Below are 12,368 nucleotides of genomic sequence, written 5' to 3'. Positions count from 1 at the left end.
GAAATCTTTTCTTACAGTATCTTCTCGCATCCGGCTTTTTTAGTGCATCCACCTGGAGGTGTACGCGCCGATGAATTTGACCACCTTAGGCCGAAGCAAACTGACCACCCTTTTTGCTGGCGAAGAGCAGTGGTTCATACATGTGTAGGTGGTGATTGATTGGGGTTGATTTTTTAGTTTACAATTGGCCGTTTTCTGCTTCAAATTTAACCAGCAGCTCCGGTACTTACCCCCTTTCTTTTCCTTAAGGATTCACCTTTGAGCTCCAGGCGGTGCGCTGTATGTACAATCCGGTCCAAAATAGCGTCGGCAATGGTTTGCTCACCAATCACTTCATGCCATTTGCTCACCGGCAGCTGTGAAGTAATGATCAGCGCCCCTTTGCCATGGCGGTCTTCAATGAGTTCCATCAGGGCAGCCCTACTACCTGCATCAAAGGGCTGCAGGCCAAAATCATCGAGGATGAGCAGGTGCTGCCGCTCAATCCTGCCCACTTCCCTGAGGTAGGAACCATCGGCCTTACTCATCTTCAGCTTGGAAAACAGCTTCGGCACACTGTGGTAGATCACCCGGTAGCCCATGGAGCAGGCGTGATGCCCCAAAGCAGAGGCCACATAACTCTTTCCAATACCGGTGGAGCCGGTAATAAGAATGTTTTCCCCCTTGTCAATAAAGGAGCAATCAGCAAAGCGCATCACTTCGTTTTTGTCCAGATTGCGATCGGTGTGATAATACAGGTCCTCCAGCAGGGCCTTGTAGCGGAAGCGGGCGCCCTTTATTTTCTGTTCAATGGAGCGGTTCTGCCGCTCGTCCCATTCTGCCTCTACCAGGTGAGCGATCATCTCGTCTGGGGTGTAGTGGTCCGTGCGGCCGGATTCAATGTCTGTTTTAAAGGCCCGGTGCATACCAAGGAGCTTCATGGTTCTTAATTTTTCCAGTGTGGTTGCATTCATGTCTTTGATTTGTTTTTGAGTGGTTGTTTTGATGGTTACTGATAATAGTTACCTCCGCGTATGTTGTCATGCAGGGGCATTTTGAGTTGGTCAGTTTGGGCCGGCGCTTCTTTTTTATCCAGCTCTTTTTCCAGTATGAGCTGAATGGTTTTGTAGTTGTAAGCCTCAAAGCTCAAGGCCCGCCGGCAGGCGTTTATCAAACGTTCGCCACCGACTTTCTTTATAAAGCTCAGAATACCAATACAGGACTTATAGGCCTGTTCGGGGTGTTGTTTGCGCTGGAGTACTTCTTGGATATATAGCTTTACATCCGGGTGAATGCTTTCTGCCCACGCGATAAACTTCTGGGGCGTCCATTCCGCCACAAAGCGGTGGGTGGAGGCCAGGTGCTCTTTATCGGTGGTGTAGTGATAAGGAACTTTGACCCTCCCATGCAGGGCAATGCGCTGGTAGTTGTAAAAGATCTCCACCGAGTGGCGTGAGAAGAGGAGCTTTACTTTCTTTCCAATGTAGCGGTACGGCACACTGTAGTAGTGCTTATCAGCACTCAGGGCTACATGCCCGTTTTTGGCCACCGTGGCATACAGGCATTTTTTGAGTTCATAGCGAAGCGGTGGCAGGGGCATGAGCACCGCTCGTTCCACTTCTTCAAACTGTCCGCGGCGACTGTAGTTCCTGCCTTTGAGCAGGGCGTTGTTGTGTGCTTCCAAGGCTTCTCTGATGGCAGTATTGAGCGAAGAGAGGTTGTGGTAGTCGCCACCGCTGATCCGGGCATAGATGCGGCTGTAGGATAGTTTGACGGCATTCTCTACCAGGGCTTTATCGCGGGGGCGGTAAGAGCGGGCCGGTAGAATGCAGGTGGCGTAGTGCTGGGCAAAATCCAAAAAGGTCTCGTTCAGCGTGGGTTCATACTTACTGCTTTTGGTAACCGCAGATTTTAAATTATCCGGTACAATGGCCTGCGGCACGCCGCCGCAGTAATGCAGGGCGTTTTCACAGGCTGCGATAAAGTCTTCTTTGCCCTGAGTCATCACCGCTTCCACATAGGTAAGCTGGCTTGCGCCCAGGATGGCAACAAAGACTTCTACTGCTGTTAGCTCACCGGTTCCCTCATCAACAATATGGAGCTTGTCACCGGCAAAGTCCACAAAGAGTTTGTCGCCCACTTTGTGCTCCATGCGCATAGTGGGACTCGTTTGGGCTTTCCACGCTGAGAGATAATGCTTGAACTGGGAAAGCCCCAGGCCGTCCGGATGCTCAGTCCTGTAGCGCTCCCAGAGGGCCTGCCGGGTCGCCCCTTTTTTCTTTAATTCTTTATCCAGGGTGGGAAAGAGCGCAAGAAGGGTTTGCAGTTTTTCGCTCAGCGGCTTTTCTGCTCCCTTTACAAACAACTCTTCCAGGTCTTTATCACTGAGGGTAGTGATCTGTTCAAAGGTTAGTCTGCTATCGGTAAAAGCCCGTAAATATTTTTTGAGCGTGTTGCGGGAAATGCCTGTTTGATGGGCGATTTGCAGCTTGCTGCGCCCCTGGCTGTGTAGTTGTAAGATCTGTCTGATTTTACTCATGCTGATCGGTTTATTGGCCATCCCTGTTTGTTTTCTTCGAAAACTAACAGCAATGCCGACCAACACATAGCATGAACTTTTTCCTCTTCTCTCAGGTGGTCAGTTTGACCCGGCCAGACCCGGTCAGCTTAAACCGGCGACAAGTGGTCAGTTTCACCGGCGCATACACCTGGAGGTTCAGATTCTGATACAGGATAGATACCCGTGCATAGCCGCATATCATAGACGGTAGGTTCTGCTTGTGTTAATGGATGGATTAAGCTATGCTTAGTTTCCTAAAATCAGGCAAATATGCTTTTTTTGCACTTTGATTATTTACACCTGTTTTTTACACCATAAAGGCTGTCAAATACGATTCTATTCTTTAGTGTAAACAAATGAACGTTTTAGTACACTTTCCCACTTGCACTCTTGGAGCGATCCTTGACCATAATTGCCGGTAAGCAGCAGTCAATACATAAGTTGGATTTCTTATATTTATACCATGTCCATCATTCAACCGTATACGCTGGTAAAAGACGACGGTAATAGCGTGATAAGAGCGCTACGCCTCACTGACCTGGCTGCTGGCCATCCTTTTATGTACCATAGCGACCTGCTTCCTGAAGGGCAGGTATTTTTTGAATACCCCGACGGCTCCTTCCGCGTAGAGATACGCACCTCTGCCGGCACCTTCCAGATATTACGGCTCGCTACACCTAAAGAAATAGCTGCCTTAAAGCAGGAGTATGTCCACCTTTTCTGAACGGCCAACTCTTTTTATTGTGGCTGGTGCTAATGGTGCCGGTAAGTCCACGAGGTCGCGCAGTATGCTGCCTGCCTACATGGAGGATATTCCCATTTTTGATGGAGACATTCTGTTTAACGAGAAGAAAAAGGAACTGCAACAACATTTCAGTGCGAAGGAAAGCATGCAGAGGGCTGCTTCTTTTGTAAGCGCCCATTTTGATGGTTTGGTAAGTAAAGCCATTCAGAAACGAAGGCACTTTGCTTTTGAAGGCCACTTTACCCAAAAAGAGCATTGGCAACCTATCTTAGCGTTTAAGAACAGCGGGTACTATGTGCATATGGTGTACCTGGGACTGGATAAAGTAGAAACGTCTCTTGACCGGGTGGCCAGACGGGTGCGTACAGGTGGCCACTATGTGGATGACTTCAATGTAAAAGCAAACTACTACGGTAACCTGGACATGCTCAACCTCAATGCTCCCCTACTCCATCGGCTGGATCTGTATGACGCCAGCAGATCGCTCCGGCACCTGGCAGTGTTGCAGCCCGGAAGGGTAATGGATGCTTTGCAACCGGCAGAACAACCTAAATGGGTACAAACCGAATTGCCCAAGATTGCTACGCTGATTAACAACAGACAGTTCGAAGAAGTCAGGCAGACTAGGGGAATGGCTCTTTGATGCCTTCCAAAAAGTAAATGATATAAGTATTTGCTTCCAGGAACAAATTTCAAAATTTTCTAGCGCTTATTTAATTAAGCAGTTAGTTTTGGTTGCGGCCTGCTGTTTTCAGCGGGCTTATTTTTTTCAATCGCCAGAACTTATCAAACAGGGGAAACAATGAGGAGCTATAGTAGCCCCTCATCTGCAAAGCTGAAGTAGGTCTCCGAAGAGAGAATGATGTGATCCAGTACCTTGATGTCCAGCATCCTACCTGCCTCTTTCATCCGCATGGTGAGGTCCTCATCGGCGCGGCTGGGCCGCAGTGTTCCAGAAGGGTGATTATGCGCCAAAATGATGGAACAGGCACATACCTTGAGTGCCGTGGAGAAAACCAACCGGGGATCAGCTACGGTACCTGTGAGCCCTCCGGTGGACAGACGGTATAGGGCTAAAACCTGGTTAGACCGATTTAGCATCAGCACGCAGAAGTGTTCCTGGAGGTCCAGGGTGTCCTGTTCCCAGGTGTGGAGCAACAGTTGGTAGGTGTCGAAAGAAGAAAGGATCTGCTTACGTTCCGCAGCCTTTACCTTGTTTACATAGGATACTTTCACTTCAGATACTACGAAGGCGCTTGCAGGAGTCATCGTGCGTTTCATAACCATGGGTTTTGAGGTGATTAATTATGAACCGCAGTACAGGCATTTGAATTTGGCTAGGCGCAAGGAGGAACGGAATAAAAGAAGGCCTCGTGGGCTGGCCCCTGTGTTTATGCCGTAGTTCCTTGCAAGCCTGCCAAAGCAAAGCCTAAATTTGGGTAGTAATTAATGCCACAAAGCCCGGCACCAGCAACGCAGCCGAAGCACTTGCTACAGCCCTCCTTGCTGCCGAATAGCGATAAGAATGTACAAGTGTGCGACGCAACGGAAAGCCGGTAACGGGTAAAAGCTGGTAACCACAACAACATCGCTGCTTTAAAATTGAAGCGCAAGAAAGCGGTTCTGGCTGGTGTAAATCTTTTTTGCCTGTTATGTTCCAGTAGAAAGGGGAATCTGCAGCCTCACTAGTCGGTGTGAAAATGTCAAAGCTTTTTCAGGTAGTATGTCTCCACCCACTTGGGTAGGCTGTCACCTACCTGTTCAAACTCCTGTTCGCCGTTGGTCGTGCTTACTTGAGCTACCAGGGGCTCCCAGGCAATATCTGCTATTCTATCCTTGGAGTTATCATAAAAGTAGGTACGATGACAAAGAGGTACGGCCTCTGAAAGCAGTTCCAGTGCCCGGTAGTACCGCTGCTCTATCTTTACCGGATCTACATTATGACCGCCCTTCAACACCCGGAGCGCTACCCGGTACTTGTTGATTTCTGGCGATTCAGTAGCTACAAAATAGAGGTAGACTTTATAACCAGCAGCTGCAGCCCGGCGCATGATATCCAGATTGGACTCATGAGAAAACACCGTTTCAAAAGAAAAACGTTTGCCATGCCGCAACAGCTCTTCCCGAAGAAAACGGGCCAACAGCTGTGCCAGGCGTTCATCTACAGCTGGTGTTTCAAGCTTTACCTGTCCGGCGTTGTCCACGGAGTAAGCCTTAGCCAGATCATCGGCACTAAATTCATCGCTGAGCAAACCTGAAGCCTGCGCAAATAGGGTAAATGCATCAATTGAAAAGGAAAGATCATAGGCAGCAAAAGAAAAATCACCCTTCCGTAAGGATGCTGCTATTTCGTCAGCGTTAATATAGTAGCCTAGATCAACTGGTTTGCCGTTGTGGGTGAAGGCTTTCACAACCTCAATGATGGTACTTTTCCCAGACCCATTAGGACCTGCAAATACCCGAAGACGCGGTTGTTTGGGGGAGGATGGTACGGAGGAAAAATCCAAAGCGGCAGATGTTTATATACGCGTCAGGCGCTCCTGGCGGCCATCGGCATACTTCTTTACCACCCATTCGCCTTCTTGGGCAACCACATAACCCATAATGGCCATAGCGCCATCAGCCGCCTTTTCGAAAGCTGACCGAACCTCACGTGATAACTTACGCTGAACAGGAGAGATTCTGGCACCTGAGGGGGCAGTCCGTTTGGCAATTCTTTTCATTTCCTTGCTCATAGCCCAAATTTAGGTGATAAAATTCATCAGCTATAGGCTATACTAATATTGTACCTCTATTTTAGGGTTTTGCAGGAGGAAAATTCAGGAAAGATGCTCCTGCTGGATAGAATCGTTGGAGGAACCTGCCAGCAGCGCCTGAAATGCCGTATATTCCTCCTCTCCCATCCTTTCCCGCACATAAGCCTCCATGCCCACATCGTTCTTTTCCATCACATAGCGGGTAAAGGGCAACAGGGTGCGGCATTCTTCAAAGCCTTTTTCCTTCATTTTAGGCTGTATGGCTGGCGGAAGGCCTTAAAGCCATTCCTGATAGTCCGTTTCTGTAGGGGTATAATCCTGGGTGTCCTGGTGATAACGATAGCTGCTGTTGCCATAAGAAAAGAGAAGTTCATGATACCGCCGCTCCTCAAGCGGGCAGTTGGCCAAAAAAGCTTCTTGGCTTTGGCGGTATTGTTCTAATGGATGTTTCACCTTGATCATAATCATTCCCCTTTGTTGCGGCAAAATACAAAATGCAGGGCATCTGCCACTTAACATCCAACTTAGGTTTTAAGGGGTTAGACAGAAACCCATTTATCACGCTTATTCATTATCAACCAGTTAGCCTTATTTTGCCCTTCCTGGTTCTAAAAACCAAACCTACTCATGCCTACACTGCAATGAAGAAGTTTCTAGTCATCAGTTCGCAAACAGATTACATCAATATGCTACTCTTATTGAAGTTACTTCACCAGTTAAAAGTATTTCATGGAAGCCAATTAATTTTTAAAATAGAACCGCTGTATTTCCGTGCGTAGTTCACTCTTCAAAACCATGGGATTATCAAACAAAATGGTTTTATGTTGATTGATATTGAAACCAACAGTGTTTATTGGTGTTACGGTTTTGTTTGAAATCAGCAATAAATTTAACTTGCTTTGCTCCCTTCCCTTTACCAAGCCCATTAAATAGCCAACCTCATGATATACATTGACGTTATTATGAGTCAAATCGGCAATTAACAATCCGCATTCTTCAATCTGCTTTAATATTTCGTCAGGAATCTTATAGGCCGTACCATCCTTATACCGATCAATACGGAGAGGAAACAACTTTATACCAGCACCTGTTTCTCGGTTGTAATCTTCTAACATATCACTGATAGCCTGATAATGCGATTCGCACATGAAGTCGTTGAACTTCATAGAAATGAAAATAGTCCGCTCTTTGGCTTGCAGCATCTTTTCAAAGATGTTCACAAGGTCCAACGCCGACACCATCTGCAACTCATACAAGTGGTTATCTAAAATCCAACTAGTAAACCAATTTAAGTTGAATTTATTTTGTATATGAGTAAAATATAGAAATGCCACCATTAGTCCAGTGGCATTGGACCGTTGCAGCAATGGGTACTGCTCATAAATAGCATCAACCTGTCGGAAAGTTTTGAAAATGGAATCTTTCAACTCATTCTCTAACGGCAGACATCCCTTATTACTTAAAAGCTGAAAGAAGTGCATCAGCACTGTTCGGCTAAGTTCGTCATCGTTATGAGCTACACTCAATAACGGTTCCAAGCCATTAAGCTTCCCATCGCGGATAAGTGGAAGCATTTGCCTAGAATACAAGTATTCTGTACCAAAATTTTGTGAGTTTTTCAGCTGCTCGTCAGTAATGTATTCTGGTTCATCTAAAATCACCTTATACAATTCCTCTGGTTCTAATGGAAGACTCTTGGAGTTGATGTTATGAAAAACAGTCCGTTCAAACTTAGTTGGCCTGCGCTCCGGTACTTTACCACGAGCAGTTTTTGGAATTGGTGCATCGTTCGGAAGTAAAATCAGACAAAAAGGTGTCATTAGATCGGCAATAGCCTGCCGTTCTGCAAAAGCACGGGCTGCACTTAACCGATGGTTACCATCTATACGTAAAAACGGCTGTATCCCTGCCGCTATTAAGGTGGAAAGCAATCGATCGTCGATCTCTACTGTCACAACCTGGGTTTGTGTCTGAGTTCGTCGGTCATTCCGATTTTTATAGGCTATGCGCCGTGAGCTAAAGGAGATGCCATCAACATTAGACCGGTAGCGTTCACCCCGCTGAATTTCTTGAAGTGGATTGAAACCTTCTTGATCATTCTTCGCAAAGCGATGCCGTACCATGTAACTCAAAATAACCTCTGGAAAAAACAAATCAGGATTATTTTCCAAGAAGTTTTGGATGGTCAACTCTTGCCGTTCGATGAGATTCCGTTGAAAGGTTAAGTCAGCACGGGAAACTTTTTCCAGATCGGCCAAGCGGGCATAGCCACGGATGCAAAGCTGCGATAGGGACTGATCGAGTATACCACGTAAAATCATGATAGAATTAGCTTTTCGATTTCTTTTTTGGTTGCTTCAAATTGATTTAAGGCCTCTGCAAACATAAACCTAGCCTGTTGCCTGATTTGCTCTATTTCAGCTGCAATTTGCTTCTGTTTTTCTATCGGTGGAAGTGGAATATGTAATCGACGAAGCAAGTCATTGTTGATTCCAGACTGATTGTTCCAGTTGATACAATATTTATAAAATACCCGCCGTCTTTGGTAAAGGTTAAAGATGTGTGTGAGAAACACAGGATGCAAAGTTGGTTTTGAACAAATTCTTGTAATGTGATTTGAGCAGAAAAATGGACGCTCAAGGTTAAAGTAAGCAGATTTGCCAACTAATTCCTGGCTGTTGGTATTGTTAAAAAGCACTTCTCCATCCTTTATTTTTTCCCGTTCACTATTCTTTATTGAATTTGGAAGAATACGAATGGTCTTTTCGAAAACCAAATCTCGGTTTTCACCAATGTTAGTCGGCCTGATTTGTATCCACCCAGCCGCCGTTTCATCCTGGTCGCTTCGTCCTGCAGCAAAGCCTGGTTGCATATACTGGGTATGTATGCCTAGAGGAACAAAGGGGTAGTGGGTATTTTCGATTCCCCCGTAAATAGGCGCTTGATTGTACAAGGCATCAATCCGGCCGCTGGTAACCTTTTGCCAATTCGTCTTAAACATTCGTGATTGAATGGTTTCGTCATCTTGACGTGGCAGTACAACACCCAACCCGCTTAGCAGGAAATCATCAATCGAAGCCAGCAATGCTGCGGCTTGCTGTTCGGTTTTTTTTCTCTTTTCGACAGCCTCCGTTATTAAATCTTTTACTTGCTTTTGAATACCTATTTTAGGGCATGGCAGAATGAAGGCACGTATTTCTTCACTATTGATATTGGTCATTCCTGCAATTTGCCTACTTACAGCATCTATCTGCATCCGCCCCAATTTAGTGCTCAGGAAGGCTGTTGCAAATTCTGGCAACATTTTATTACCATCAAGCACAACGCGAATCAAATACGAAGCAAACACCCATTTATCATTCCTGCTCCAGACTGCGCACTTTCCAACTAATTCTTTGGAATTTGTGCGATTGAAGAGGATATCTCCCTTATTCAATGTCCATGTTTGTTGTTCCTTTTTAGGGAGGAGTATATACTTTATGTCATTGAAGTTCCAGTCATCATCCTTCAAGTTATTCATACGTACGATTGGAAGTCCAACCGGCGTTTTAGTAGCGAGTGATGAACTTCCATATTGAATGAAAGTAGCTACACGTCTAAGTTTTACAAGTGGTGCTTTACACTCCTTTAGTGCTCTAATGAACTTATCAAATAAAAAAACATAATTCGGGTCCCACCTTGTCACCAGCTTGCCCCTTTGTAGCAAAAACAATTTGTTCTCGTCTACGCCGGGGCTCAGGCGAAAAAATGGTCGCGTTTAGCCATTTGTTCAGCAATAAAGCGTTCTAGCTCTTCACCTACCTGTTCCAATTCATTTACCTCAATTTTTCGACCAACAGCATCGTAGCCAATCTGCTCTGTGATAGCCATAAAAATGGGATAATCCATCAGATCGGCGGCCACAGCAGCCTGGTAAGCATCCTGCAGGGTTTCCCGAGCATCAGTGATTCGTTCGTTGTATGCTGAAGTGGTGTCAATCTTCCATTGCTTGAATTCTTCAGTACGCTCCACCACCTTAAGATCCTTAACTGAAAGTAGCGGCGGTGAGTCATTTTCAGTATGTTCAATCAAGCCAATTACACGGGCAACATCCGTTGGAGACAGGTCTTGCAATGCTTTTAAATTATCTTCACTTTCCCAATTTATACTCTTGTAGTCAAAGCCCGTACGCCCTTTTAATACGGCTGCCTTTTCTTTCTCCAAAGCAATTATCTCTGGCCCGTGCTGGGGCACCTGCCACAACCGTTCTTGCAACTTCGCCTTGATTGCACGGATAGTGGCCGTTTTCTCCGGACTCCACTTTTGCAAAAAAAGAACCGAGCTTTTTACGCCCGCATCGTTTGCTTTGAATGCATCTTGCGGCAGGCTTATGACCGCAATAATGCGGTAATGCTCTTCTATCCAGTCGCGGATATCTTGAGTGCTACTATTAGTTAAGATTCCATCGGGCACCACCATGGCCAAAATGCCGCCCGGTTTCAAGTAGCGATAGCATTGCTCTATAAAGAGTACTTCAGTGCTTTGGCTATCCCGGGGGCCAATGGCAAAGCTTTTCTTATAACGAGCATCTATCCAGTTCACGCTTTTTATTCCAAAGTCATAAGTCTTCAGATATGCCTGCTCCGTCAAGCGGATGGAAGAGCCAAATGGCGGATTGGTAATGATAAAATCGAAACGGTCGTACTGGAAATTAAAATTTTTGGTACGGGCCTGCAGGGTTCCAGCATTCCAAGCTTCCCTTTCTTTCTTTTGCTCTTCACTCTCACCTGGTTGCGGTTCCCGCCAATCAGCAGGAAGCAAGCCGTCGGCACTCACTACATTGGTATGCCCATCATCGTGAATGATCATATTCATTTTGGCTGTACGAGCAATACTTTCAGAAATTTCAATACCAAATAGGCGCTTTTCGGCAAAGTTGTGCCAATATGGACGCCATTTTTCGTACTGCTTTGTATTCGTACGCCAATTAGGATATAAGCGAGTGGCTTCACGTCGCACTTTATCTAAAGCATACAACAGAAAGCCGCCGGAGCCACAGCTTGTGTCTAGCACACAACTATCACGGGTAATCGGCAGCACCCGTACCACAAACTCCACCACCTCTCGAGGCGTGAAGTACTGACCAAAGTCACCACGGAAGTAAGAACCTATAAACTTTTCAAAAGCTCGGCCCTTACTATCCAGATCTGTATCGCCAAGGTTGATGCCCGCAAAATAACCCACCACGGTTTTGACTTCTTGGGCAGAGAGCCTGATGGGTTCATTGAATACGTTGGCGTCCTTCAGGCGACCCTTCTCGTAGATGGCCTTAATACGTTTTAGCAAAATTTCAGGGTCTTCCTTTTTAAACTCCTGCACGTCATATGGCTCACCTTCGGCGCGGTGTTCTTTTTCGTCCCAAAGCTTACAGAAAATTAGCTTGTCCAATTCGTCGAATGCTTCAGAAGGATTACGCTTGCCACCAGCCCAAAGCGCCTGGTGAGCTTGGCCGAAAATTCGGGTAAGTTCGTCTTGCTCAACCTTTTGCAGGTCGAATGCAGGGTTACCTCTTTCATCTACGCCGCCATAATAGTATTTGCCTATACTAGTTTCCGCTTGACCAAATCGAGGGATGGTAGCCTCTAAGTTTGCAGTACGCTCCAATGGAGCATCACGTAGTACCTGCCAGTATTTATTTTTAAGGCCTGTCGTTACCCACACCCAATTGGCCCCAAGCGAAACGGCGTTGCCAAACCCTTGTTCGATAGCTTGTACAAATTCAGCTTCCGATACAGTAGACTTTTTACACTCAACCACAATTAAGGGCTTTAGCTTGGCATCATCTTCAAACACAACAATATCGGCTAAGTCAGAAGGTGTGCGCCGTGGGACAGTTACTTCAACATCAATCCGATGGGCAGGGTATTTATACTCTAAAATAAGTTGTAAGTAAATTTGAGCTCTTACCCTTTCTTCTGGATCTGACCAGCGGTATTTTTTATTAACTAGGAGGTAATGAATGTTCTTGTTATCAGCATCAAAATCCACAAAGCGGTCCTTCATGCCTTTTGTAAGTAGTTCCATAAACAGTGGAGGTTAACACCCATTTTAGGGCCTGTAAAAATATCTATACTCTACGAAACTGCACTAGGTTGGCAAGGTAAGTATAAGAATGATAGCCACTGTAATCCCACTTACCATCCATCAGGTTATCTAACTTAGTGATATGTCAGAAAAAAGGTCAATGTTTCATGAGGCTGTATACACTACCATCCAGCAAATACCAAACGGGAAGGTGGCAACATATAGGTATATCGCTGAAATAGCGCTAAACTTATCACGCATAAGT

Annotated in this window: 12 protein-coding genes; 2 read left to right on the top strand and 10 right to left on the bottom strand. The window is 45.9% G+C overall.

Going from position 1 to position 12,368, the window contains the following annotated elements; translation table 11 throughout:
* Window positions 1–206 precede the first annotated feature (206 nt).
* Together istB and istA are read right to left on the bottom strand one after the other, a co-directional pair.
* Entirely contained in the window at window positions 207–953 is a 747-nt protein-coding gene (gene istB, locus BUE76_RS00060) for an IS21-like element helper ATPase IstB (protein WP_073047421.1), read from the bottom strand.
* A 35-nt stretch (window positions 954–988) separates the two neighbouring features.
* Window positions 989–2,518, bottom strand: a complete 1,530-nt coding sequence (istA, locus tag BUE76_RS00055) for an IS21 family transposase (RefSeq protein WP_216820592.1) — start codon at window positions 2,516–2,518, stop codon at window positions 989–991.
* Window positions 2,519–3,002: 484 nt separating this feature from the next.
* Here istA and BUE76_RS00050 point away from each other — a divergent pair, with 484 nt between their 5' ends.
* Complete coding sequence (locus tag BUE76_RS00050) at window positions 3,003–3,263, top strand: hypothetical protein (RefSeq protein WP_073047415.1); 261 nt, start codon at window positions 3,003–3,005, stop codon at window positions 3,261–3,263.
* On the top strand, window positions 3,247–3,927 hold the full coding sequence (locus BUE76_RS00045; RefSeq protein ID WP_073047412.1) for a zeta toxin family protein: 681 nt from the start codon (window positions 3,247–3,249) through the stop codon (window positions 3,925–3,927). Before BUE76_RS00050 ends, BUE76_RS00045 begins: the two co-directional genes overlap by 17 nt.
* A gap of 167 nt (window positions 3,928–4,094) precedes the next feature.
* Here the strand turns inward: BUE76_RS00045 and BUE76_RS00040 are convergent, their stop codons facing one another.
* From BUE76_RS00040 to BUE76_RS00010, 8 genes are all read right to left on the bottom strand, one after another.
* Complete coding sequence (locus BUE76_RS00040; protein WP_073047409.1) at window positions 4,095–4,565, bottom strand: JAB domain-containing protein; 471 nt, start codon at window positions 4,563–4,565, stop codon at window positions 4,095–4,097.
* Window positions 4,566–4,987: 422 nt separating this feature from the next.
* Window positions 4,988–5,695, bottom strand: coding sequence for a zeta toxin family protein (locus BUE76_RS00035; protein WP_158069899.1), 708 nt, complete (start codon window positions 5,693–5,695; stop codon window positions 4,988–4,990).
* Between the two features lie 108 nt (window positions 5,696–5,803).
* On the bottom strand, window positions 5,804–6,019 hold the full coding sequence (locus BUE76_RS24080; protein WP_143157450.1) for a hypothetical protein: 216 nt from the start codon (window positions 6,017–6,019) through the stop codon (window positions 5,804–5,806).
* A gap of 84 nt (window positions 6,020–6,103) precedes the next feature.
* Entirely contained in the window at window positions 6,104–6,289 is a 186-nt protein-coding gene (locus tag BUE76_RS00030) for a hypothetical protein (protein ID WP_073047403.1), read from the bottom strand.
* A 27-nt stretch (window positions 6,290–6,316) separates the two neighbouring features.
* Window positions 6,317–6,508: a hypothetical protein gene (locus BUE76_RS00025; protein ID WP_073047400.1), complete on the bottom strand. Its 192-nt coding sequence runs from the start codon at window positions 6,506–6,508 to the stop codon at window positions 6,317–6,319.
* 272 nt (window positions 6,509–6,780) lie between these two features.
* Complete coding sequence (locus tag BUE76_RS00020) at window positions 6,781–8,361, bottom strand: hypothetical protein (protein ID WP_073047397.1); 1,581 nt, start codon at window positions 8,359–8,361, stop codon at window positions 6,781–6,783.
* The gene (locus BUE76_RS00015; protein ID WP_262485778.1) at window positions 8,358–9,725 is read right to left on the bottom strand and encodes a restriction endonuclease subunit S; all 1,368 of its coding nucleotides are present in this window, start codon (window positions 9,723–9,725) and stop codon (window positions 8,358–8,360) included. The genes BUE76_RS00020 and BUE76_RS00015 overlap by 4 nt, the downstream gene beginning before the upstream one ends.
* 50 nt (window positions 9,726–9,775) lie before the next feature.
* The gene (locus BUE76_RS00010; protein WP_073047392.1) at window positions 9,776–12,103 is read right to left on the bottom strand and encodes a restriction endonuclease subunit M; all 2,328 of its coding nucleotides are present in this window, start codon (window positions 12,101–12,103) and stop codon (window positions 9,776–9,778) included.
* Window positions 12,104–12,368: the final 265 nt, after the last annotated feature.

Origin of the sequence: Cnuella takakiae, assembly GCF_001953305.1 — a bacterium.
In the GTDB taxonomy this organism is placed as follows: Bacteria; Bacteroidota; Bacteroidia; order Chitinophagales; family Chitinophagaceae; genus Flavisolibacter; species Flavisolibacter takakiae.
The sequence above is the reverse complement of the archived record's forward strand: the minus strand, read 5'-3'. Positions and strand labels throughout refer to the sequence as shown.